Source organism: Sphingobium vermicomposti (assembly GCF_011762025.1).
Classification (GTDB): domain Bacteria; phylum Pseudomonadota; class Alphaproteobacteria; order Sphingomonadales; family Sphingomonadaceae; genus Sphingobium; species Sphingobium vermicomposti.
Window position 1 is genome coordinate 157,210 of the sequence record NZ_JAASQR010000003.1, and the last position, 23,142, is coordinate 180,351.

Sequence of the window (23,142 nt, forward strand, 5' to 3'; positions counted from 1 at the left end):
AAAGTTTCACAGCGAAAGCTGCAATCTGGTCGCCCGCCCCATGGCGAACGATCCGATCTGCCGGATCTCGACCGCCATTTCCCCGCCCCCGTCGGCGGCGACCATGGCGGCATCATATGTCCAGGCCGGAAACACCGTTTCCACCCGGCGGACCAGCGCGTCACCGTCCAGCACCTTCACTTCATATCGCTCGCTTTCCTCGGCCAGCGGAACATCGGACCCGCTCAGCCATCGCCACCCGCCCCTGCTCCGCCGCGTCCATGTGACGGTCCATCCGCCTCCTCCGTCAGGGACCGCTCCAGCATGAACCGGCGACGGCGGAACCAGCGCTTCTCCGCCTACGGTCAGCACCGCTTCGGATGGTTCCGCGTCGCCGACGCCAATCGCGGCCAGACGCAGCGCAGCGCCCGCTTCGATCCCGCTCTGCGTTACGAAAGGTTCGACCAGCCTGTCCTCTTCGACCAGCAGGAAAGGCTCATCGGCTTCATGCCCCACCATCGCCCATTCGGTTCCGCACAGCCCACGCCGCAACCCGTCCAGGCGGAAACTGAGCGGCCCGGTCTGCACCGCGCGCGAAAACTGGATCAGCTCGCGCCCTGCCAGAACAAGGTTTCGGCCCAGCGACAGGGCCGCTTCATCGGCATCGCCCAGTTCCCATTCCGCTGCCAGCAAGGTGACATGCAGGGAATGGCGCTCATCGATCATCGCCGCGCTGCCCGGCGGCAACAGTTCGTCCACCCGGCCCATCACGGCGGCAGGCGCGGTCCGGCCCACAGGGGTCGCTTCGCCCGTCGCGCCCATCGCAAACAGCGCAGCGCCCCGCCACCCCGCGCCACCGCTGGCCGCCGCGACGATCACCGGACTGGAAACCAGACCATCCCTTATCAAAGGCAGGTCGGCCAGCATCAGCGTCGTCGGGCCATGCGGCGCATCCTCCTGCCGCACAACCGCTCCAGAAGAAGCGCCCGGCGGCAGCATCGACTCCCCGCCCGGCACCCGCCGCAGGGTCAGGCGCACCGCCATCGCCTCCCATTCCCTCTCCTCGATCCGCCACCGGCCAGGCGCGCCTTCCACCCGCACCACATCGCCAGCATCGTGGCGCAACGCATCCCAGCCACAGCGCAACATGATGGTCGATCGCCCAGCCCACGCATGGGCCAGCCGCCGCGCCGACAGGAACCGCGCCGCGCCGCCCGAAAGCACCGCTGGCAGGTCGATGCCTTGCTCCACCCTGCCGGGGCCGGGTCGGCTGATCCGCTGGACCCCGGCCTGATAGTCCCGCTCCGCATCATAATGGCGAAGCGACAGCGCCACCGGCACGCCCTCCGCCGCCGCGCCAGCCCGTTCGGCAGGGTCCAGCTTTCGCCCGTTGACCCGCTGACACAGATCGGCCTGGCGCAGCTCGGCCTCGTCCTCCTCGTCAGCGACCGTCCCGGCCAGCCGCAGGCCCGCTTCCCCGTCGATAAAGGCAAGGTCGTGCGCCTGCGCCAAAGGCATGATGGCATCGGCCACATCCGTCCCGCCCGCCGCAAAGCCGTCCACGTCGCCCAGACCCCCGGCACTCAACAGCCCGCCGCACAGATGCTGCGCGATGAAACCGATGCCGACAGCGCCGTCATCGGCCTCCACCTCAAAGGTCAGCGACGGTATCCGGTTGCCAAAGTCCGCCAGTTGCAGGTCCTCGAACACTACATAGGCGATGCCGCGATGCGCAGGCGTCTGGCTCAGCCCCTGCGCGGACGCGATCAGCGGGTCCACCGCCTGCGCCTCTCCGCCCATATGCAACCGGAAAGCGCCCAGTTCCGACTTGAAATCCCCCGCCGCGCCGCGCAGCAGATTGCCGTCCGCCCATATGCGCCGCACCGCCTTGATCTTCCGCGCCGACAACGCGACCGCGAAGCTGGACGAATAGCTATAGCTGGTAACGCTGGGCCGCCCCTTGCCGCCGCCGCTCTTTTTCCGCTTCTCCTTCAGGTCCGTCGCCCAGATCACCGTGCCCGCGACCCGCATCTTTCCGAATATTTTCGGCATCTGCGCGCCATAGGTGGACGTCTGGACCTGCAAATCGGCCAGTCGCCGTCCTTCCACGCCCTTGGGCTTGAACAGGACCGCCTGGTCCAGGCTGTTGCCGATCAATCCGCCGATCGCGGCGCCCAACGGCCCGCCAATCGCCGTGCCCAGCGCCGTCAGCACGATAGTCGCCATCTCGCCTCCTATATTGTTCGCCAGTAACCGATCACCGGCCAGGGTGACTCCCCCGGCATCTCCACCACGCGCCCCAGCCCCGCATGGGCATGGACATGGCCCCCCGGCACCACCACCATCAGATGCAACTGCAGCGGCCCCGGCCGCACCAGCGCCAGATCGCCCGGCTCGCCCTTCGCCACAGCGGCCAGCCCCGCCTGCGCCAGCCAGGCGCGGGCCAGGTCTTCATCCCCCGACCGCAGCCCATATCCACGCGGCGGCGCGCCTTGATGCCCAGCCGCTGCGAAAGCCAGCACCGCCAGCCCCACGCAATCGACGCCCTGCGCCACGCTGCGGCCATGCAGGCGAAAGGGCGCGCCCACCATGTCGCGCGCGGCGGCGACGATGCGCGCCGCCTTATTCTCCCCGCTCATGCGCCGGGATAGCGCGTCAAAAGGTCCGTCCCCGGCAGATAAGGCTCCCCCCGGAAATTCGCAGCATTGCCAAAGCGCGTGGCGCAACTTCCCAGCTGCCGGTCGCACCCTTCCGTCAACAGCGCCATCGTCCCCGCCTCCACCGCAAAATGCGGCGCGTCCGCCAGAGTCAGCGCGTCCTCGCCATTGTCGATGATCGCCTGCACCATCCCGCCGTTCGCGCCTGTCAACCAGCGCAGGCTGCCATAGCCATAGGCCCCCGCCGTCAGGCCAGCGACACTCACGACCGCATCCTCCACCCCGGTCACAGCCACGATCCTGCGCCGCCCCGCCATATCGACACGGCACTGCGCATCCCCCAGCTGCGCCCGGCAATCGGGCGACGTCGATGGCGCGACCGGCGCTTTCAACGCCGCCATCGCGCCCACCAGCTCCGCCGTGAAAGCCCCACCCCGGCAAGCGACGCTGCCTATTTCACCCCGCGCCAGCAGCAGCCACAGGACGCCCGGCGCTTCCCACTCCGTCAGCCGCAACTCCAGCGCCGCCCCGTCCCAGCGCCCGGCCATCAAGTCGCGCTCGCTGATCGCGTCGGCGACCAGAGCGCCTTCCACATCGGTATCGCCGCCTTCCGCCGTGATCCGGCTATGGATCGCGGACGGCATCATCCCCGGCGCGGCGCGATAGCGTATGTGGCCGATCTCCAGGTCCCGGTCATGGCTGGTCAGCCCTATCGTCACCCCGTCCCGGCGCTCCAGCCGCCAGCAAAAGGCCAACGTCGCCAGCGGCTTCTCCAACCCTTCCAGCCCGCTCATTCCCTGATCTCCACCAACGGCACCGAAGGCGCTTCGCCCGCCGCGAAAGTCGCGCGGTTGATGTCGATCCTGTCCTCGGCAAATCGCACCGGCACGTCGAACCGGAACCCCGCCGTCAGCACCGCGCCATCGGCAGGCGCTACATCGAAAGCGATGACGCCCGCCCCCGCATGGCTCCACCCGTCGGCGACCTCCACGCCGTCCACCGCGACCCGAATGCTCCCCGGCGCGGGACGCGTGATCCGCCTCGCCTGCGCCTCTTCGCCGTCGCCATAATATCGCTGCAACGGAAATTCGGCCCGCACGCCATCGCCGATGCCCAGCCGCTGGTCCAACGGACCGGGCATCCCCCCAATCGCGCAACTACGGTCATCATAGGGATCGGTCAGCCGAAAGCCGCGCGCCGCCCCCCGCCGCGCACGGAAGAAAGCGATCAGCGTCGCGATGTCCGCTTCCGACCGCACCCCCGGCCCGACATCGAAAGACAATCGCGCATCGGCCCAATCGCTGCTGCGCCGCTCATGCCCGGACGGACTTTCGACAATCTGCGTGGAAAAAGCGGGGGCAAGGCTCGCCTCCCGCCCGATGCTCAGCGGAAAGGCCACATCGTCAAAGGCTTGCATATCCTCTTCCCCATAAAGTCTGAAACAGGTGAAGCCGTCCCGCGCCACCTGCGGCAACGCCCACACGAACGTCGCCGCCGTCCCGCGCTTCACCGCCGCGTCCGCCGCATCGGCGATCCGCTGCCACTGCCCCGCCTGCTCCGGCAACAATACGAAGCCGGAAAAATAATGCTGCTCCGCCACCGGATAGCCCAGCCTCTGGGTGGCAAGGTCGATGCCCTTGGCGGTCAGGCGCGCCCGCCCTTCCGTCACCCAGTCATAATCTTCCAGCTGCAGCACATCGAATGCGGGGAAAGCCCATCCCACCGGCATGTTCGCCCGCTTCGCCTCGGGCGCCAGCGGGTCCAGCACCGTGGGCAGATAGGCCAGCAACAGCGTCACCGCGTCCGGCGCGACCCCCTTGACCCACGCACATAATGCCGCAGTAGACGCCGCCAGCATCGCCCCCGCCTGATCCAGCAAAGCCTTCTGCCCACTGTTCAGCGTCCCGCGAATATCGGGAATGGACACCGGACTGCCGCCAAAGGCCGCCCGTGCCGCAGCATCATAGATGCAGATGCGTCCATCGGCGGGCATCACCCACCACCACGGCTCGCCAACCTGAAACTTGACCGCAATATCCGCCGCCAAGGCTATGGCAACAAAGGCCCCCGCCACCAGCCGCAAATAGCTCATTGCCCCATCATGCGCGGGCGACAACAGCGTCGAAGGGGGCGACCATCCCGTCAGCGCCGGATCGCCATTTTCGGCCCGCTGCTTCCAGTCGTTCCAGCAATGGGCGTCGAACAGCTCGTAAGACAGCGACCAGATGACGCCCATCCCCATCGCCTTGGCCCGCCGCGCGAAATCGGCATTCCACGCGGCACATGGCGTGTTCAGCACGCCACCGGCCAGGCTGACATAATGGCCGCCGCCCAGGGGTTCGAGCCGGAAATAATGGCTCATGCCGACATAATGGTTGATGTCGCCACGATAGCCCAGCGCATGGATCGACGCGACGATCCGTTCCGGCGTCTGGTTGAAACAATCGTCATAGCCGGTCGCCATCGACAGGCCATGTTCGGGCACCATCACGTCGCCAATGCTCAGGACGGAACCCGCCCCATCGCATCTTATGCCGCTGACTTCCGCCCACCCCTCTACCGCCGCGCCAAAGACGACCGTCCCCGCATCATAGTCCGGCGGCGCAATGGAAATGAACATCCGGTCGACATCCCCGGCCCAGACCGGATCGGCTTCTCCGGGCAGCAGGAACCCGCCGTCCATATCCGAAAAATCCAGCGTGACCCACGCATCCTCGGCGGTGCCATCGGCATAGTTCCACAATCGCACATACCAGGAACGGGGATTGCCCGCCTCGTCCCTGCCCTCGACCGTCAGCGTCGGCCCATGGGTCTCGTCCAACTGCCTCAGCCCGCCGCTGCGCCACCGGAACCGCAGCACGCATTCGCGAAAGTCCCGCGCCGTCTCATAGGCCAGCAGCGGATGACTCCATTTGTCCTCCGCTTCCCAGATCAGCCCCGCCAGGTCGCCCGATCCGTAAAATACCGCATCCACACGCAAAGCGTCCGGCGCGGTGGTGACGACGCTCGCCATCATTGGCCGGGGGAAATTCACCGTCCAATGCGTCGGCGCAAAGCGCTTCATGTGCCGCGCCTCCTGCCCCCGCCGCGTATCCGCCAGCCAGTAATCCAGTCCGCTCATCCGTTCAGCGCTCCCCTGACCGCCCGCGCCACCTGCCGCGCGCTGCGCGCCAGCAACCGGTGTCCCTCCTGCCCCTCACCCCGGCCCGACACGGCGATGCTGACCCGCACGTCACGCGCACCGCCGCCACCATTCGGCACCACCTGCCCGCTCGCCGTCGGCACGAACATTTCCGGTCCGCGCTCGCCGACCATATAGGCCCGCCCCGGCGTCACCGGCCCGCCCGTCGCCCGACCCGGCAGGCCCAGCGCCGCCGAAGCGAGTGTCAGCAGCGTGCCGCCGGTTCCCCCCATGCCACTCGCCGCCGACCGCACCGCCGCAGCGGCAATGTCTTCCAGTATCGACGACGCCACGCGCTTGAGTTCCTCAAAGCCGAACCGGCCCGACCGCACCGCGCGCAACAGTCCCTGCTCGATCCGCCGCCCGGCCCGTTCGGCCCCGTTCGCCAACGGCCCTTCCAACTCGCCTCGCATCGCATCCACATCCCGCGAAAGCCCCTGCGTGTCGGCCCGCACCCGCACCACCAGCGTCTCGATTTCCTCGTCCATCCCGCGCCTCCCACACACCAAAAAAAGCCCCTCCCTTCAGGGAGGGGTTGGGGGAGGGCCTGTCCCTCAACCCACTTACCCACAGCCGTTGGGGCTGACCCACAGCCGTTCGGGCTGAGCTTGTCGAAGCCGCCCCCTTCCCCTTCTCTTCCCCTTCTCTTTCCCTTCCCTTCCACATGCCAAAGAAGTGAACCCGTTCGTTTCGAGCGAAGTCGAGAAACCGGGGCCACCCCCAGCCCCTCAATCCGGCATCATCCCCTTCAGCCGCTCCAGCTCCCCCGCATCCATTCCGGCATCCGGCTCATCCTCCCCCCGCGCGGCGCGCAGCACCGCCTCCAGCTCGACCGGCGTCGACCGCCAGAACTCGTCAGGCCGCCAGCCCAGCAGCCATCCCGCGACGCCCGCCAGGCGCGCCGCCGTTTTGAAAAAGCTCATCGTCCCCCCAAAATCTGCTTCAATATGCCGCGCAGCACCGGCGACAGCTTCGCCAGCCCCGCCTCGACAATCGCCTCGCCCAGCCCATCGCGGGTCAGTCCCTGCGGCGGATCGACCAGGCAATGCCAGAACAGCGCCGCCATGTCGGACAGCGACAGCTTGCCGTCCGCCGCCCGGTCCACCAGGTCGAACAACGGCCCCAATTCTTCCTCTGCCGCCACCAGCGCGGCAAAGCTTGGCCGCAGCCTCAACCGCTCGCCCGCCAGATCCAGCGCCGCCTCGCCCCGCGCGCCGTTGGGCGCTTCGCTCACGCCGCTCATTCCGACACCACCGGGCCGGAACTTTCCAGGCTCAGCGCATAATTGCGCTCGCCATTATAGTCCCCGGCATAGTCCAGCCGCGTCACCAGGAAACGGCCGCGCATTCGCTCGCCGCTTTCGAAACTCAATTCATAATCGTCGATTGTGCCGGACAGCGCATGGTTGCGGATGCGCACCTCTGCCGCCGATCCGGTGAAAATCCCCGCCGCCGACACGCTGACCGACCGCACGCCCGCGCCGGACAGCAATTCGCGCCAGCCACCGGAATCCTTGCTGGTGACATTGACCGCTTCGCCGTTCACCGACAGCTGCGTCGTGCGCATTCCAGCGACCGTGGCATAGACTGGCGGACCCCCGCCATCACCCACCTTCAATAGAAATGCGCTTCCTTTTTCTACGCCCATGGAGCATTCTCCTGTAAGATAAACCGTGTCAGAATCGGGATTTTTGGAGAGGATCAGATGCTTTCCGCCATTCCCCTCATCATGCTGCTGGCCGCCCCCCAGTCGGGCGACGCTGTCGGCGCTGGACGCAAGGCTTTCACTCAATGCCTGGCCGCCCAGGTGCAGCCTTCGCTCGACAAGAAAATGACCGTCAGCGCCTTTCAATCCGCGCTGAAGGCGAAGTGTCGCGACAAGGAAGCGGCCTTCCACGTCGCCCTGGTGGCTGACGGCAAGGCGATTGGCCTGTCGGAAAAAGACGCGCAGGCCGACGCCGACGATCAAGTGTCCGAATATGTCGACAAGATTACCGGCGAATATGAAGATTATTCGCGCTGACGACTGCGACGACCTGCTCCCAACCGCAGATCAGTCCTGCGCCACCGCCCGCAGCCGATAGTCCACCACCGCGCGCCAGCCATCGCCGTCCCGCGCGCCGGTCCGCAACAATCGCGACCGGATCAGCCTCGCATTGACGAGGCGCCACTCTTCGCCCGCCATGTCCAGCGCCTGCATGACCGGATCGATCCGGGCCAGCATCGCCCCGATCCTTCCCGCCATGTCCCCCGCATCGTGCAGGCTGATGGTCAGGCGCAATTCGCGCCCATCGACGCCCTTCGCGCCCCAATCGCTCGCAATACACTCACCCATCACCGCGAAGGGCGGGGCCGCGCGCGCCGGTTGTCCATCGAACAGGCCATTCAACAGGCTCATCAGGCCCCCGTCCGCCTTCAACGCGGCGATCACCGCCGCCCGCACCGTCACTTCCGCGCTCATCCGCTTCCCCTCCCCGCCTCACGCAGGCCCAGATCGCTCATCCATCGGCGCACAAGGCCCCGCCCAGTCAGCCTGACGCTCTCCCCCTCGACCCACGCGTCCTCGACGCCAGCGGAGATCGCCGCACTCGCCACCGCGCGGCGACGGCGCTCCGCCCGCGCCTCGACCATGCGGATCATCCGCCCCAGCATCGCGGCCTTCATGCCAACCGCATCCGCCGCCATGGCCGCCACAGCGCGCTCACCACGGCGGGCGGGGATGGCATGTCGCCGCCGCGCGCGGCAAAATGCTCCGCCGCCAGCCGGACAATTCCCTGTCGGATAGCTCCGGGCAGCCCGTCCGGCTCCTCGGCCAGCCCCGCGCGATACCGCACCGCCGCCACCCGTCGTTCGCCCGCCAGATGAACTCGCACCCATCCATCGCCTGCCGCATCAATATCGACGGCATAATCCTCCACCGGCAGCGCCTCCGCCTCGCCGTCCGGCGTCACCGCGTCGACGCCCAGCACCGCGATCACCGGCCTTGCCGTCAGCCGCTGCCAGCCGCCGTCCGCCCGCACCGTCTCGCGCGCCTCGCCGATCATCAGCCACTGGCCGACAAATTGCTCGCACAGCCCCGTCGCGCTCAGCAGCAGCGCCTCCAGCAGCGCATCCTCACCGTCCCCCGTGATCCGCAGATAATCCTTCAACTCGCCAAGCGACGCGCCCGGCGCCCCCGCCTCTTCCCGCACCAGCACCATCGCCCCTCCAGACATAAAAAGGGGGAGCGCCACGAAGACGCTCCCCCAATGCACAAACCAGAAAACCGCCCGTGTCAGGTGGCGGCGAACTTCATCAGCTTGATCGCTTCGCTATTGGCGACCGCCCCGCCGATGCGCTTGACCGCATAGAAATGCACGAACGGCTTGTTGCTGAACGGATCGCGCAGGATGCTCGTCTCGCTGCGCTCCGAAATGACATAGCCCGCCTGAAAATTACCAAAGGCAATCGACAGGCTGTTCGCCGCGATGTCGGGCATGTCTTCGGCCTCCACCACCGGATAGCCCAGCAGCGTCGCGGGCTGCCCCGCGCTCAGCGACGGCTGCCAGATGAACGCGCCGTCATCCGTCTTCATCTTGCGGATGGCGCTCAGCGTCGCGGAGTTCATGACAAAGCTCGCACCTTGGCGATAGGGCGCGCGCAGGCTCTGCACCAGGTCGATCAGCTTGTCCTGCGGGTTCGTCGCCGCAAAGCCCGCCGCCGCCCCCGACGCAACATATTGCAACGATCCAAAGGCCCGGACGCTGTCCGCCTCATTGGTCGTCGTATAGGTCAGGAACCCCTTGGGCTTGTTCGTGCCATTGCCGTTGACGAACGCCGCGCCCTCCGCCGCCGCGAACTCGCGGGCGATCTCCATCGCCAGCCAGCTTTCGACATCGAACTGCGCATCGTCCAGCATCGCCTGGCTCGCCGCCGGATTGGCGTAAAGCTCGCCCGATGGCGGGACGATCTCGTTAAAGGCGGGGGTAGCCGTCTCCGCCCGCGCGCCGGTCTCGCTCGCCCATCCCGACACGATGCCGCCCGACGTCACCAGCTTGCGATATCCAGCGCTGCCCGTGCGCACCACATTGGCGATCGCGCGAATGGGCGAGATGCTCTTGAGCGTCGCATCAATAATCTGGTCGATCTCACGCGGCACCGCATAGCCGCCCGCGCCGCCGCTCGCCCCCGAAAAGCTTTTCAGCTCCACGCCCGCTTCATGCCCCTGCCGCAGATATCGATCGACAAAAGCCGCCCGCTTGGGATCGAAAGCACCGCCCTTCACCCCGTCCAACGCCGGACGCTGCTGCTGCAACAGCGCGCCCTTTAGCGCCGCAATCTCCCCCTCCATCGCCTCGATCCGCTCACCCTGCACCACCGCGTCAAAGCTCGCTTCCAACTGGTCCGTCATTCACCACTCCCACAAAAAAGGCGGCCCGAATGGACCGCCTGAACCTCAAAGAAATCGGAACGCACCTCACTCCACAGCAATCACCCGCGCCAGCGGCTGCATCGGATGCGTGACCACACTCACCTCCACCACCTCCAGCGCCAGCAATTCCCGTGGGCCCGCCCCGCGCGCTTCCCGCACCCGATAGCCAAAGGACAACCCATCGACCGCGCGCGCCTTCAAGGCCCGCCCCGCCTCCCGCCCGGCGGCGGTCCGCCCCGAAACGCGCCCGATCACGCGCAGCCCGCGCGCATCCTCCTCGATCCGCTCGACCGTGCCGATCGCATCGCCCGGACGGTGCTGCCACAGCAAAGGCACGCCAGCCGCCACCCCTGCAAAGGCCCCCGCCCGCACCACGTCCCCGCCGCGATCCACCCGATCGAACACCGCCGCATATCCGGCAAAGCGCACATCATCGCTCATGCCCGGATCATCCCCAGCAGCCCGGCCTTCACCGCCACGCCCAGCAGCACCAGCGCCATGACGATCCGCACCGCCCACCCGACGACAGCGCCCCGCGCCGCCTTCTTCGCGTCGCGCCATGCGGACAGCAGTTCGCGCAATTCCCGCACATCGCCCTCCGCGCCCCGGTCGGCCAGGCCCAACCGCTCCAGCGCCCGCCCCGCGCCCAGCTCGCTTGCTTCCTCGATCAGGGCGCGGATCATCACCATGTCCATCTGCCCCGGCACGCCCTGCGCCTGCGCCACCAGCCGCGCCAGCATCTCGCCATCATATTTCATCGGCCCCTCCCGCCTTCGCGACATCAAATCCCCAGCATCGCCTTCTTCTCATCCGCCGTCAGAAAATCCGCCCCGGCCACGCGATCCCACAATGCCGCCCGCTCGTCCGACAGTGCAGGCACCGCATCCATGTCCACCGCCAGCGACAATCCCGGCCACCACCCGCGCAGCCCCTGCGTCAATCCGCCGCAAATCTTGCCCAGCAACGGCAGGATCGTCTGCCGCCACAGCGCCTTGTTCGCCTCGCGATAATTGGCGTAGCTATTGTCGCCCGGCAGCCCCATCAGCATCGGCGGCACCCCGAAAGCCAAAGCGATTTCCCGCGCCGCCGCCGCCTTCAGGCCGACAAAGTCCATCTCCGCTGGCGACAGGCTCATCGCCCTCCAGTTCAGCCCGCCTTCCAGCAACATGGGCCGCCCCGCATTGGCAGCACCGGAAAAGGCCACCTCCATCTCGCGCTTCACCCGCTCGAACTGCTCCGGCGACATCACCGACCCGTCGCCCGGATCATAGACCATCGCCCCGGAAGGCCGCGCCGCATTGTCCAGCAACGCCTTGTTCCACACCGTCGCGGCATTGTGGATCGCCACCGCGCCCGCCGCCGCGCCGACACAGCCCAACCCATAATGATCGTCCAGCGGATGCAGCGCCTTCAGGTGGATGATGCTCGTCCGCCCCGCCGCATCTTCGGGCAGCAGCCGGGTCACATTGTCCCCGACCCGATAGAGATAGGCTGCTGGCCACCCCCGCGCGTCGGCCTCCACGCTCACCCGCTCAGGCCGCAGCGCATAAAGTTCGGCAGGCATCCCATCCGCGCCCGCGATTATCTGGACATATCCATTGCCATGCAGCAGCAAATGGCTGGCCAGCACCTCCACCATCGCCTGCCCACCGACACAGCACGTCACCAGCGACAGCGCCCGCGCGCCCTCCTCCGGCTCGACCCCGGCGGCAGTCAGGGCCGTCGCCCCCGCCCCTTCCGACACCAACCGCAACGCCCGCTGCGCCACCGGATTGCCGATCACGCCAGATCGCACCTGCGCCTCATAGGAAGCAGGCCATTCGCCCAAAGCCACCGCGCCCGAACCCCAGGCACGCGCCAACACCGGCCGCGCGGAACCCCGCGCCGCCTTCGTCCCAAAGAATTTCATGAAAGCCCCCGCCACAAAAAAATCCTCGCCCCATCGGGGAGAGGATAGTGAAGCTTGGCAGCGTGCTGCCTAGCGAAACTTGGAGAGGGGGCAGCTCCCCTCGCCTCAACTCAAAGATCGCGGTTCAGCAGGAATTAGTGCCCCTCGCTCTCGCCGTTTGGGAAGAGGAAGCCCCCTCGCCTCAACTCAGGGATTACGCCGCAACACCCGGTCGCACGTGGAATTGGTGCCCTCGCTCTTGCCAATCACGCGCCCGGCGACCGCGCCCGCAGCACCCGCCAGCAGGGATTCGCCCAGGCTTCCACCCGCAATCGCGCCGACACCCACGCCGCCCGCCGCACCGATCACGGTTCCGCGATCGCGGCCCTTCTTCGCCTGTAACAGGCAATAGCGCACATCATCGCGGTCGCGCGGCGCGGCCCTTGCCACGCGCGCCCGTTCCTTGCTGCTCAGTGAAGCCGCCATGACCGGCGTTGCTACAAACGTCACGCCAGCGGCTATCATCATGATCCTGGCCAGCTTCATGACCGATACTCCTTATAAAAATTCACCTGTATAATACGCCAGCCTCCCGCTGCGGGTTCCTCATAGGTGCCGCACCCTCGCGTCACCCCGTCGTCCCAACATCAATTCGGTCAGCGCCCATACCAGCGCGTCGGCGCGGTCGGGCGACCGGCCGGGACCGACATAGCCGCCCCCCGCCACCAGCCCGCACATCTGGTCCTCCATCTGCCAGAATGCGCCCAGGTGCAGCACACGTCCCGCTTCATACAGCGCCGCCACCGGCTCGGCCCGCGCCGCCTTGCCCCGGCTGGCATGGACCAGCCGCACGGGCAACGCCGCCTCCGCCGCGCGCAGCACGCTTTCCACCATCGCGCCGCCATTATTGGCTTCCGCCACCACCCTGTCCGCGCCATGCGCCGCCGCCGCACTCGCCACCGCGCGCGCCCAGCCGTCGGGCGTCGCCTTTTCCACGCTCGCATCCGCAATCACATAAGCGCGCCCGTCATGGCCAATCCCGGCCACCACGATGCCGCATGCGTCTCCCGTTGCCGAAGCGGGCGGATCGACCGCCACCACGACCCGCGACAACGGAGGCGCGCCGTCCTTGCCAGCAGGCACATGGACCGCGCGGCATCGCTCCAGCAGGTCCCGGCTCCACAATGCGCCTTCGACATCTTCGATCAGTTCGCCGTCCAGTTCCTGCCGTCCCAGCCGCGTATCGCCATAATTACGCTCCATCGCCGCGATGAAACCATCCGCCAGGTTCGCGCTATTGTCGGCGGTGCGTCCCCGCGTCACCGCAACGTCGGCTCCGTCGCGCGCCACCAGCCTGCGCACCAAAGCGACCGGGCGCGGCGTCGTCGTCGCCAGCACGCGCGGTTCATTCCCCAGCCGCATGCCCATCATCAAATTGTCCCACACCGCCTCGCCGCCCGCCCATTTGGCGATTTCGTCCGCCCAGCCATGGCTGAATTGCGGCCCGCGCAACGCTTCCGGTTCCGCCGCCCCGAACAGGATCGCCATCGCCCCATTGGGCCAGATCAACCGTCGCAACGCCGGGGCAAAGGCTGGCCGGTTCCACCAGGGCGCAATCGCCAGCAGGCCCGACGGTCCCTCCACCATCACGGACCGCACCTCGCCCAGCGTCGCCCCGACCAGAGCGATCCGGGCGCGGCCATCGCTTTCCGCTATCGCCCGCACCCATTCCGCCCCTGCCCGCGTCTTGCCGAACCCGCGCCCCGCCATCATCAACCAGACCCGCCAGTCTCCGTCGGGTGCCAGCTGTTCTGGCCGCGCGAGCCAGCCCCAGTCATGCGCCAGCGCCTGCGCCGCCGCATTGTCCAACCCGGCCAATATCCGATCGCGTGTCTCGACCGGCATCAGGGCCAGTCGTTCGAAATCCGATATGCCCCCCACTTCGATCGCCTCCCCGCTCCGCTTTCCACCCACATTTCCGCCGCATCGCTACACAGAATTAATGTAGATCAACTTTTGCCCGTCTGAACAAAAAAAAGCCCCGCCTAAGAAAAGGCGGAGCAGTTTGGGTCGCACTGCAGGCATAACCTGCAAATTGATAAGATCACTGTTTAATAGAAATTACCATATATCCAACGACATATTTTTACAAAAAAATTATTTGTTGCCAACGGTTTAACAAGGCACAAAAAAACCGGAGCACTTAAGCGCCCCAGGATGAATTATTCCGAACCAAGCACTGAATGTTTGCCGCTATAAATAGTTCCGTCATCATCAATCGCATTTTCAAAGACGCGCTGGCTGCACGCGACTGACTGCCGCCATGCTCCACCCGGTGGTCCGATCCTGACATTCGCCGGGGTCAAGGACATCCTTCCCCTGCCGCTGCGGCATCGCTGCGCCGCCGGACCGCGTCCAGCGCCGCCCGCAATCGCGTCACCGCATCCTCGCCGTCCGGCCTTTCGGTTTCGTTCGCGGCGCGCGCTTCCATGGCCTGGCGGGCGTGGGCGGTCAGCAACCGCATGCCCACCATATGGGGATGGCCGCGCTTCACCTTGCGGCTTTTCACCATGCCGTCCGCGTCCAGCGTCACCTCTTCCTGCTCGCTGCCGAACAGCGCCTCCCGCAACAGCAGTGCCTCCAGTTCGGAATAACCGACGCTCAGCGCCTGCGCCCATTCCCGTGCAAAGCCGGGATCACGCCGTTTTTGATAATAAGCGCTCGACAGATTCATGCCCGCCGCCCGCGCCGCCTCGCTGACGTTGCAGGTCGCGGCCAGCGTTTCCATGAAGGTCTTGCGCAGTTCCTGCGTCCAGCCATCCTTGCGCACGGCGCGTATCTGGGCTTTGGCTCCTGCCTTCCCGGCCTGACTGCGCTGCACGGTCAATTCCCGGTCCGTGCCGTCGCTCGCCTTCCCGCTGAAGCGGCGCGACGCGCCCCCGGTCTTCTTCCCCTCCCTCTCCTTGTCCTCCACGCTGCCCCTCCTTTGCCCAACGCAAAAGGGCCGGCCCATCTGGACCAGCCCGTTCGCGCCGCCGCCTTGGCGACTCACATTTCCCAATATCGACATATCTGCCTGAACAGCGTGACGATGTCAAGAAGAATGTTCCAGATAGGTTAGTTTCCGCGCATCTTCCGCAACGCATCTTCTTCCGCTGCCAGGGCGCGGGCAAAGCTCGGGCGCGCGCTCAGCCCCTGCAACCACGCGCTGATCTTGGGCCAGCGCCCATCGGCCAGCACGCTGCTGCAATAGTTGACGGTGATGATGGGACAGGCGACGGCGATGTCGGCCAGGGTGAAGCGATCCTCCACCAGAAACCCGCTATCGGGTATCACAGACTCCAGATAATCATATACGGTCGGCAACTTCTCCGTCTCCGCGCGCGCCGCTGCGTCCAGGTCCTGGGGCATGTTGACCAGCGGCGCGACCATGCGGTTGAACACGATCGGCATGCCCGCCGCCTGAATGATCGTATCGCCAAATTCATCATACCAGATGGTCCGTGCCCGCGCCTTGGCCTCCAGCGGGATCAGATTGGGGTCCGGTTGAACCGCATCCATATAGGTTATGATGGCGCTGCTGTCGCTGATCAGGAAATCGCCATCCTGAAACGCCGGTATCTTGCCAAAGGGGGACGCCTTGGCGAACGCTTCGCCCCCCTGTCCAAATCCACCCGGCATCACCTCTGCCGACAGGCCTTTCTCATCCGCGAAGATGATGACCTTCCGCACAAAGGGGGACGGTCTTGCTCCATATATGATCATCGCATCATTCCTCTATCACGGTTGGCCTTGATCGCGGCTCGATGGACAGAATGACATTTAGATATCAAATTGCAACCTATGTTATCGGTCGCGGGCGGATCACCCCTCTTCGCCACCCGGTGCTTTCGACCGGCTATAGTCGATGCGGATGCGCACCCAGCTTCCCACCATCGGCTTGCCGTTGACGCGCGGTGGCCTCACCAGAAACTGCCACGCCGCCAGCCGCACCGCGCGGGCAAAGCCCGACCCGGCGGGCGATTCTCCTAGCGCCTGGCAATTTTCGACATGATAATCGTCAACCGTCTTGCATGCGACCAGCCCCCATCCCTGCGCGGGCGCATTGCCGGGAATATAGGTTGCCAGTTCCGCATGGGTGGGCCGCCTGTGCCATTCCGCCTCGAACAGCTGGACGCCGCCCGGCCCCTCGCCCGGACCCGCCGCCGCTGCCGCTTGATCGCCCTGCCCGGCCGCGCTGTCCGCCTCGGCCTTCCGGGGCATGCGCCCAATGTCGGCCGCCGCCATCTGCGCGCTTTCCAGCACCAGGAAGGGCAAGGGCGATGGCAGTTGCACGATGGGCGGGCGCACCGCTTCCACGGGGCGATCTGGCGGCGGCGTCTCCCGCTGCGGCTGCGCGCGCTCCTTTTCCTCGCTGCGCTTCTCCGCCTTCTGCTCAGCCTTTTCCTTCTTCGCCTCAGGTCCGGGGGCCACGTCGAACGTCACCAACTGGCGCATGTCCTCCCGCAGCTGTTCAGGGTGCGGGGCCAGCGTCAGCAGCGCCAGCAACAGCAGGCCGTGAAGCAGCAACGCGAACAACAGGCCACCCCCTCGCTCGCGCACCCCTTGCATTCCCGATCTCCTTCGCGGCCAACCCTTACCGGCACGACCCCCGCCCAATCAAGCCAGCGCATCATCATCACCGCCCGCCAAAAGCTCTGGCGGTCGGAAACGATCTCGGCTAGTCCCGCCGCGATGCTTACAAAGCTCTATCAATGGACGCTGGCAAAGGCCGCCCACGCCCATGCCGAACGCTGGCTTTTCGTTGTTTCCTTCATGGAATCCAGCTTTTTTCCCATCCCCCCACATCCACTTCTGGGCCTAATGTGCCTCGCCCGCCCCGAACGCGCGCTCCGCTTCGGCATCATCTGCACCCTCGCTTCCGTTCTTGGCGGCCTTCTGGGCTACGCCATCGGCTATTTCCTCTATGAAGCGCTCGGGCAGCAAATTCTCGACACGCTCGGCCTCGCCGCAAAATTCCCCGTCGCCGCCTGCTACCTGCGCGACTACGGCGCCGAAATCATCCTGGTGAAGGGCGCGACGCCAATCCCCTTCAAGCTGATCACTATCACAGCCGGATTTATCGGCCTCTCTCTCTTCACCTTCATCTGGGCCAGCATCCTGTCCCGCGCCTTCCAGTTCATGCTGGTCGGCTTTCTATTCTGGAAATTCGGACGGCCGATTAAGGCATTCATCGAAAAATATCTCGCCCTCCTGTCCGCCGCCTTCATCGTCCTCCTGGTAGGCGGATTCCTCGCCGCTTCGATGCTGTCGGGCGGCGGCACCAAGGACGACAAGTGCAGCAACGCCACCATGGCGACGCTCCACTGACACCGGCACAATGAAAGACCTCGCCACCCGCTTTCCCAAAGCCACCGCGCTGCTCGCGGGATTCCTGTCGGCGACCGGGTTCGAACCGTTGAAGCTGTGGCCGGTCACCTTGGCCTGCATCGCCCTGCTCATCCTGCTCGTCGATCGCGCCCCGGATCGGCAATCCGCCTTCCAGCGCGGCTGGTTGTTCGGCATTGGCCATTTCACCCTCGGCCTCAACTGGATCGCTCACGCCTTCACCTTTCAGGACGCGATGCCGCATTGGTTCGGCTATGGCGCGGTGATCCTCCTGTCGCTCTATCTTGCCATCTATCCCGGCCTCGCCGCGCTGATAGGCTGGTGGCTAAGGAGCCGCCTATCCCTACGAAGGCAGGAACATACCGCCTTCATCTTCCTCTTCGCCGCATGCTGGGTCGCCAGTGAATGGCTCCGGGCCGTTGTCCTCACCGGCTTCGCGTGGAACCCGCTCGGGGTCACGCTGCTGCCCACCGGCATCGCTATCGCCTCGACCCTCATCGGCACCTACGGCCTTGGCGCGCTCGCCATCTTCGCTTCAGGAGCGATCCTGCTCACGGCGCAACGTCGGTTCATCCCTGCCGCAGCCATCACGGCCCCGCTGCTCGCCTGCGCCCTTTGGGGCATCATCGCCCATGCGCCCCCCACTCCGGCTGGCGCGCCACGCATCCGGGTAGTGCAACCCAACATCGGCCAGGATGAGAAATATTCGCCAGAGCTTGAACAAGCTCATTTCCGCACCCTCGCCACCTTGTCCGGCCAGCCCCGCCCGGACCCGCGCCTGATCTTCTGGCCCGAAGCGGCAATCCCCGCCTATCTCGACATGGAACCGCAATGGCGCGCCAGCATCGCCGCGCTGCTCGGCCCTGGCGACCTGCTGATGACCGGCGGCACCAAAGTCTATTTCAAGCAGGTCGATCAGGGCGGCATCGTCACCAACGCCTTGGCAGGCGCAAACAACAGCCTCTGGATCGTGTCACCCCACGCCCGGATATTGGGCCGCTACGACAAGGCGCATCTTGTCCCCTTTGGCGAATATCTGCCCCTGCGCGCACTGCTCCAGCCGATCGGACTGTCGCGGCTAGTTCCGGGAGACGCCGATTTCTGGCCCGGCCCCGGCCCGCAAAGTCTGACGCTGCCCGCAACTCTGGGACGTCCAGAACTCAAGATGGGCGCGCAGATTTGCTACGAAATCATCTTCTCCGGCCAGGTGATTGACGCCGCCAACCGCCCGGCCTTCCTTTTCAATCCGTCGAACGACGCCTGGTTCGGCAGCTGGGGTCCTGTCCAGCACCTCGCCCAGGCTCGTCTCCGCGCGGTGGAAGAAGGCATCCCGATCATCCGCTCCACCCCTACCGGCGTTTCGGCGGTCATCGACGCCCGCGGCCATGTGCAACATGCGCTTGGCCTTCAACGCGCCGGTTTCCTCGACACTGGCCTGCCCCCAGCCTTGGGTCCTACGCTCTTCTCTCGCCTCGGCAACTGGGCCGCCTTCGCGTTCACGATCCTGCTGATCGGACTGGCCATTGCCATGGGCAGGGTGAGAAGCTAATAGCCACATAAACTTTTCTTTATGTCGCCTTTCAAGCCAGCCTGCTAACGGGAGTCCCATGCGCAGCAACTATCTCTTCACCTCGGAATCCGTTTCCGAAGGACACCCCGACAAGGTCGCGGACCAGATTTCCGACGCCATCGTCGACCTGTTCCTGTCCAAGGACCCCGAAGCGCGCATCGCCTGCGAAACGCTGACCACGACCCAGTTGGTCGTGCTGGCGGGCGAAATCCGCTGCAAGGGCGTCTATGAAAATGGCGAATGGGCACCGGGCGCGCAGGAAGAAATTGAACGCACCGTCCGCGAAACGGTGAAGCGCATCGGCTATGCGCAGGAAGGCTTCCATTGGGAAAGCCTTCGCTTCGAAAATAATCTGCACGCCCAGTCCGCGCACATCGCGCAGGGCGTCGATGCCAGCGGCAACAAGGATGAAGGTGCGGGCGACCAGGGCATCATGTTCGGTTTCGCCTGTGACGAAACCCCCGACCTCATGCCCGCGACGCTGGATTACAGCCACAAGATCCTGGCCAAGATGGCGCATGACCGCCACTCTGGCCGCGCGCCCTTCCTTGAACCTGATGCCAAGAGCCAGGTCACACTGCGTTTCGAACATGGCAAACCCGTCGCCGCGACCGCGATCGTCGTCTCGACCCAGCATGGCAAGGGCTATGACGAAGGCGTCAAGGAAGCCGAGCTTAAGGAATATGTGAAGGGCGTCGTCGCAGAAGTCCTTCCGGCCAACCTGCTCTCGGATGAAACCGTCTATCACATCAACCCCACCGGCAGCTTCGAAATCGGTGGGCCTGATGGTGACGCGGGCCTCACTGGCCGCAAGATCATCGTCGACACCTATGGCGGTGCTTCGCCGCATGGCGGCGGCGCATTTTCGGGCAAGGACCCGACGAAGGTCGACCGTTCGGCGGCCTACATCACCCGCTACCTTGCGAAGAACATCGTTGCCGCGGGCCTCGCGCGCCGCTGCACAATCCAGCTCGCTTATGCGATCGGCGTCTCTGAACCGCTCTCGCTCTATGTCGATACGCACGGCACCGGCAGCGTCGATGATGCGAAGATCGAAGAAGCGATCAAGTCGATCACGGAACTGGGCGGCCTCACCCCGCGCGGCATCCGCACGCATCTGGGCCTCAACAAGCCCATCTATCGCCCCACCGCCGCCTATGGCCATTTTGGCCGCAAGGCCGAAGGCGACTTCTTCCCCTGGGAAAAGATCGACCTCGTGGACCGGCTCAAGGCCGCGCTCTAAGGCGTCCAAAGCTGACGGATACGGCGCGCGGGGCTCCCAGCCCTTGCGCGCCGTTTTCATTCATGTCGCTATTCTGCATGGGTCGACGTTCCTGCTTGGCATAGTGGCGGCATCGCGCGACAACCGCGCCGCTGAATAGCCCGCTTGCTCCCTTGGTCCGCCACCGCTATCGGCGCGTGCCATGACAGCGCATAAATCCGGCGACCCCACGACTCTCAACCGTCTGTACGGTCGCCATTCGAGCCATAAGCTGCGCGCAGGCCAGCAGGAACTGGTCGATACGCTCCTGCCCGCCCTTTCCGTCCCGGAAGAAGGCGAACTGAGCGCCGCCAGCCTTTTCGGCTATGACCGCCCCTTGCACTTTGAAATCGGCTTTGGCGGCGGGGAACATCTCGCCTACCGCGCCGACTTGCTCCCCGACCATGGCTTCATCGGTTGCGAGCCCTTCCTCAACGGCGTCGTCACCGCGCTGGCCCATGTCCGCGACAATGCGCTGGGCAATGTCCGCCTTCACATGGGCGACGCACTTTCGGTGCTCAACCGCATACCCGACGGCAGCCTGAGCTTCGTCTACCTCCTTCATCCCGACCCATGGCCCAAGGCGCGCCATGCCAAGCGCCGGATGATGAACCCCGGCCCCGTCGCAATGATCGCGCGGAAACTCAAGCCCGGTGGCGAGTTCCGTTTCGGCACCGACCACCCTGTCTATCTGCGCTGGGCGCTGATGGTTATGAACGGTCATCCCGATTTCGAATGGCTGGCGCAGGAGCCCAAGGATTTCCTGGTCCGTCCCGGCGGCTGGCCTGAAACCCGCTATGAGGCCAAAGCCCGTCGTCTGGACCATGAAGTGTGGTATTTCCGCTACCGGCGGCGCTGAACCCCTACGCCCGTGGCACGTTGGACTGGGCGAAGGAGACTCGCTCATGTCCGACAATCACGAAGAAATGATCCGGGAAGACGGCCTGCCCGGCCACGAAAGCAAGCTGGAGCCCAAACCCGAATGGGAGCCGCGCTATCCCGGTTCTGGCCGCCTTCAGGGCAAGGTCGCGTTGATCACCGGCGCGGACAGCGGGATCGGTCGCGCCGTCGCCGCCCTCTATGCGCGCGAAGGGGCCGACATCACGATCCTCTATCTGTGCGAACATGACGACGCCAAAAAGACCGCCCAGATTGTGGAAGCCCAAGGATGTAAGGCGCTCACCATAGCCGGGGATATTGGTGAAAAGTCATTTTGCGATGAAGCCGTCGCCCAGGTCATCGAACGTTTCGGTCGCCTGGACATATTGGTCAACAACGCCGGCGAACAGCATCCCGATCAGGACATTACCGATATTACGGAAGAGCAGCTGCGCCGCACCTTCCAGACCAATATCTTCGGCATGTTCTTCCTGACGCAGGCCGCCCGCCCGCATCTCAAAAAAGGTGCCGCCATTGTGAACTGCACCAGCGTCACAATGTATCAAGGCTCATCGGAACTGCTTGATTATTCCAGCACAAAGGGAGCGATCACCGCCTTTACCCGCAGCCTGTCGGAAAATCTGGTGAAGGACGGCATCCGCGTCAACGCGGTAGCACCCGGTCCCATCTGGACCCCGCTCAATCCCAGCGGCGGCGCTACCAGGGAAAAGCTGGAACATTTTGGCGAATCGACACCCATGGGCCGCCCCGGCCAGCCCAACGAAGTTGCCCCGGCCTTTCTCTTCCTCGCCTGCGATGACAGCAGCTACATGTCGGGCCAGGTGCTCCACCCCAATGGCGGCATCATCGTGAATGGCTGATCGCCATCCTCATAAAGACTATGGCGCACATAAGAAAAAGGGCCGGTGGGCATATGCCCCCGGCCCCTTCATCTGCCTTGCCAGCAAGGTTCAGCCGACGATTTCTTCAGCCTTGAAGAAATAGGCGATCTCGATGGCGGCGTTTTCTTCGCTGTCCGAACCATGGACCGAATTGGCTTCGATCGATTCGGCATAATCCTTGCGGATCGTGCCTTCGTCAGCGTTGGCGGGGTTGGTGGCGCCCATGATGTCGCGGTTGCGCTTCACGGCGTCTTCACCTTCCAGAACCTGCACGACCACCGGGCCGGAGATCATGAAGGCAACCAGATCAGCGAAGAAGGGGCGTTCCTTGTGAACGGCGTAGAAGCCTTCGGCCTGCTCGCGGCTCATGCGGATGCGCTTGGACGCGACGACCCGCAGGCCCGCTTCCTCAAGCTTCTTGGTCACGGCGCCCGTCAGGTTGCGACGGGTCGCGTCGGGCTTGATGATCGAAAAAGTGCGGGTGACGGCCATGAGGCTCAAAAGCTCCGAATATCTGGGAAAGGATGGCGCGGCCTTTAGACCGGCCAGTCCGCCGCCGCAAGGGGCGTTATCCGTGTCCCGGATGTCACGGCCCCTGCACCCATTTGCGCCCTTCCTGCCGCCAGAAGCGAGGGGTGACGCCTTCCCGCTTGGCCAGCGCGCGCCAGCTTTCCCGCGCGCCATCGACGGTTGTCGCATCGAAAAAATAGAATGCGCGCTCAAAATCCAGCGCCTCGTCGCGCCACAGGCCGTCTGCGATCGCGACATGGCGCGCGCCATTGGCGGCGGCACAATCCTGCGACAGCAGCACAGGCTGAACCGATTCGCCGCCTTCTCCCACCCGGCCATGCGCCAGGAAGCTTTCGGGCGGCCCCGCCCACAGGCCTGTGGAGATGCGGCCAAGCTGCGCCGCATCTGCCGCCACGACCAGCAGCCGCTCCCCCATGCCCAGGATGCGCGCCGCGATGGCGGGCAGCACCTGGTCCACCGGGTCCTTGTTCAACTGGTAGAAGTCGACCTGCACCGC

28 protein-coding genes are annotated in these 23,142 nt (G+C 65.4%); 6 read left to right on the plus strand and 22 right to left on the minus strand.

The annotated features are described in order from the left end of the window. Window positions 1-6 precede the first annotated feature (6 nt). From FHS54_RS10350 to FHS54_RS10385, 8 genes are all read right to left on the minus strand, one after another. On the minus strand, window positions 7-2,205 hold the full coding sequence (locus FHS54_RS10350) for a phage tail protein (protein WP_167303748.1): 2,199 nt from the start codon (window positions 2,203-2,205) through the stop codon (window positions 7-9). A gap of 8 nt (window positions 2,206-2,213) precedes the next feature. Further along, entirely contained in the window at window positions 2,214-2,618 is a 405-nt protein-coding gene (locus FHS54_RS10355) for a C40 family peptidase (protein ID WP_167303749.1), read from the minus strand. Then, complete coding sequence (locus tag FHS54_RS10360) at window positions 2,615-3,430, minus strand: DUF2163 domain-containing protein (RefSeq protein ID WP_167303750.1); 816 nt, start codon at window positions 3,428-3,430, stop codon at window positions 2,615-2,617. Before FHS54_RS10360 ends, FHS54_RS10355 begins: the two co-directional genes overlap by 4 nt. Beyond that, on the minus strand, window positions 3,427-5,757 hold the full coding sequence (locus tag FHS54_RS10365) for a DUF2460 domain-containing protein (protein ID WP_167303751.1): 2,331 nt from the start codon (window positions 5,755-5,757) through the stop codon (window positions 3,427-3,429). The genes FHS54_RS10360 and FHS54_RS10365 overlap by 4 nt, the downstream gene beginning before the upstream one ends. Beyond that, entirely contained in the window at window positions 5,754-6,305 is a 552-nt protein-coding gene (locus FHS54_RS10370) for a tail tape measure protein (RefSeq protein WP_167303752.1), read from the minus strand. The genes FHS54_RS10365 and FHS54_RS10370 overlap by 4 nt, the downstream gene beginning before the upstream one ends. A gap of 240 nt (window positions 6,306-6,545) precedes the next feature. Next, on the minus strand, window positions 6,546-6,740 hold the full coding sequence (locus FHS54_RS10375) for a phage tail assembly chaperone (RefSeq protein WP_167303753.1): 195 nt from the start codon (window positions 6,738-6,740) through the stop codon (window positions 6,546-6,548). Then, window positions 6,737-7,060 (minus strand): gene transfer agent family protein, encoded by a 324-nt coding sequence (locus FHS54_RS10380; protein ID WP_167303754.1) that lies wholly within the window; start codon window positions 7,058-7,060, stop codon window positions 6,737-6,739. Before FHS54_RS10380 ends, FHS54_RS10375 begins: the two co-directional genes overlap by 4 nt. Further along, window positions 7,057-7,464 carry a phage tail tube protein gene (locus FHS54_RS10385; protein ID WP_167303755.1) on the minus strand — a complete coding sequence of 136 codons (408 nt, stop codon included), beginning with the start codon at window positions 7,462-7,464 and terminating at the stop codon, window positions 7,057-7,059. Before FHS54_RS10385 ends, FHS54_RS10380 begins: the two co-directional genes overlap by 4 nt. 57 nt (window positions 7,465-7,521) lie before the next feature. On the opposite strand from FHS54_RS10385, the gene FHS54_RS10390 reads away from it, so the two are divergent. Then, window positions 7,522-7,839, plus strand: a complete 318-nt coding sequence (locus tag FHS54_RS10390; RefSeq protein ID WP_167303756.1) for a hypothetical protein — start codon at window positions 7,522-7,524, stop codon at window positions 7,837-7,839. A gap of 30 nt (window positions 7,840-7,869) precedes the next feature. Here the strand turns inward: FHS54_RS10390 and FHS54_RS10395 are convergent, their stop codons facing one another. The 12 genes from FHS54_RS10395 to FHS54_RS10450 all read right to left on the minus strand — a co-directional run bounded on the left by FHS54_RS10395 (window position 7,870) and on the right by FHS54_RS10450 (window position 16,726). Then, window positions 7,870-8,277 (minus strand): DUF3168 domain-containing protein, encoded by a 408-nt coding sequence (locus tag FHS54_RS10395; RefSeq protein WP_167303757.1) that lies wholly within the window; start codon window positions 8,275-8,277, stop codon window positions 7,870-7,872. Continuing rightward, complete coding sequence (locus FHS54_RS10400) at window positions 8,274-8,480, minus strand: hypothetical protein (RefSeq protein WP_243855731.1); 207 nt, start codon at window positions 8,478-8,480, stop codon at window positions 8,274-8,276. Before FHS54_RS10400 ends, FHS54_RS10395 begins: the two co-directional genes overlap by 4 nt. Then, window positions 8,477-9,049 (minus strand): head-tail connector protein, encoded by a 573-nt coding sequence (locus FHS54_RS10405; protein WP_425057309.1) that lies wholly within the window; start codon window positions 9,047-9,049, stop codon window positions 8,477-8,479. Before FHS54_RS10405 ends, FHS54_RS10400 begins: the two co-directional genes overlap by 4 nt. Before the next feature lie 41 nt (window positions 9,050-9,090). Next, a complete protein-coding gene (locus FHS54_RS10410) occupies window positions 9,091-10,206 on the minus strand; it encodes a phage major capsid protein (RefSeq protein WP_167303759.1) in 1,116 nt (371 codons plus the stop codon). A 66-nt stretch (window positions 10,207-10,272) separates the two neighbouring features. After that, complete coding sequence (locus tag FHS54_RS10415) at window positions 10,273-10,668, minus strand: HK97 family phage prohead protease (protein WP_167303760.1); 396 nt, start codon at window positions 10,666-10,668, stop codon at window positions 10,273-10,275. After that, on the minus strand, window positions 10,665-10,985 hold the full coding sequence (locus FHS54_RS10420; protein ID WP_167303761.1) for a DUF6127 family protein: 321 nt from the start codon (window positions 10,983-10,985) through the stop codon (window positions 10,665-10,667). Before FHS54_RS10420 ends, FHS54_RS10415 begins: the two co-directional genes overlap by 4 nt. 23 nt (window positions 10,986-11,008) lie before the next feature. Then, a complete protein-coding gene (locus tag FHS54_RS10425) occupies window positions 11,009-12,136 on the minus strand; it encodes a phage portal protein (RefSeq protein WP_167303762.1) in 1,128 nt (375 codons plus the stop codon). Window positions 12,137-12,322: 186 nt separating this feature from the next. Then, window positions 12,323-12,661 (minus strand): hypothetical protein, encoded by a 339-nt coding sequence (locus FHS54_RS10430; RefSeq protein ID WP_167303763.1) that lies wholly within the window; start codon window positions 12,659-12,661, stop codon window positions 12,323-12,325. 60 nt (window positions 12,662-12,721) lie between these two features. Next, complete coding sequence (locus FHS54_RS10435) at window positions 12,722-14,020, minus strand: DNA-packaging protein (protein ID WP_167304388.1); 1,299 nt, start codon at window positions 14,018-14,020, stop codon at window positions 12,722-12,724. A gap of 457 nt (window positions 14,021-14,477) precedes the next feature. Continuing rightward, window positions 14,478-15,089 (minus strand): hypothetical protein, encoded by a 612-nt coding sequence (locus FHS54_RS16440; protein ID WP_167303764.1) that lies wholly within the window; start codon window positions 15,087-15,089, stop codon window positions 14,478-14,480. 143 nt (window positions 15,090-15,232) lie between these two features. Beyond that, window positions 15,233-15,880 (minus strand): glutathione S-transferase family protein, encoded by a 648-nt coding sequence (locus FHS54_RS10445; protein ID WP_167303765.1) that lies wholly within the window; start codon window positions 15,878-15,880, stop codon window positions 15,233-15,235. Window positions 15,881-15,979: 99 nt separating this feature from the next. Then, complete coding sequence (locus FHS54_RS10450) at window positions 15,980-16,726, minus strand: hypothetical protein (protein WP_208404886.1); 747 nt, start codon at window positions 16,724-16,726, stop codon at window positions 15,980-15,982. Between the two features lie 123 nt (window positions 16,727-16,849). On the opposite strand from FHS54_RS10450, the gene FHS54_RS10455 reads away from it, so the two are divergent. The 5 genes from FHS54_RS10455 to FHS54_RS10475 all read left to right on the plus strand — a co-directional run bounded on the left by FHS54_RS10455 (window position 16,850) and on the right by FHS54_RS10475 (window position 22,094). Next, entirely contained in the window at window positions 16,850-17,485 is a 636-nt protein-coding gene (locus tag FHS54_RS10455) for a YqaA family protein (protein ID WP_167304391.1), read from the plus strand. A 10-nt stretch (window positions 17,486-17,495) separates the two neighbouring features. Then, complete coding sequence (lnt, locus tag FHS54_RS10460) at window positions 17,496-19,052, plus strand: apolipoprotein N-acyltransferase (RefSeq protein ID WP_167303766.1); 1,557 nt, start codon at window positions 17,496-17,498, stop codon at window positions 19,050-19,052. Window positions 19,053-19,110: 58 nt separating this feature from the next. Beyond that, window positions 19,111-20,316, plus strand: a complete 1,206-nt coding sequence (metK, locus tag FHS54_RS10465; protein ID WP_167303767.1) for a methionine adenosyltransferase — start codon at window positions 19,111-19,113, stop codon at window positions 20,314-20,316. 181 nt (window positions 20,317-20,497) lie between these two features. After that, window positions 20,498-21,193, plus strand: coding sequence for a tRNA (guanine(46)-N(7))-methyltransferase TrmB (gene trmB, locus FHS54_RS10470; protein WP_167303768.1), 696 nt, complete (start codon window positions 20,498-20,500; stop codon window positions 21,191-21,193). Window positions 21,194-21,239: 46 nt separating this feature from the next. Further along, window positions 21,240-22,094 carry an SDR family oxidoreductase gene (locus FHS54_RS10475; protein ID WP_167303769.1) on the plus strand — a complete coding sequence of 285 codons (855 nt, stop codon included), beginning with the start codon at window positions 21,240-21,242 and terminating at the stop codon, window positions 22,092-22,094. Between the two features lie 90 nt (window positions 22,095-22,184). Here FHS54_RS10475 and ndk read toward each other — a convergent pair whose 3' ends face one another. Then, window positions 22,185-22,607, minus strand: coding sequence for a nucleoside-diphosphate kinase (ndk, locus tag FHS54_RS10480; RefSeq protein WP_167303770.1), 423 nt, complete (start codon window positions 22,605-22,607; stop codon window positions 22,185-22,187). Window positions 22,608-22,701: 94 nt separating this feature from the next. Beyond that, window positions 22,702-23,139, minus strand: a complete 438-nt coding sequence (locus FHS54_RS10485) for a DNA polymerase III subunit chi (RefSeq protein ID WP_167303771.1) — start codon at window positions 23,137-23,139, stop codon at window positions 22,702-22,704. Between the last annotated feature and the right edge of the window lie 3 nt (window positions 23,140-23,142).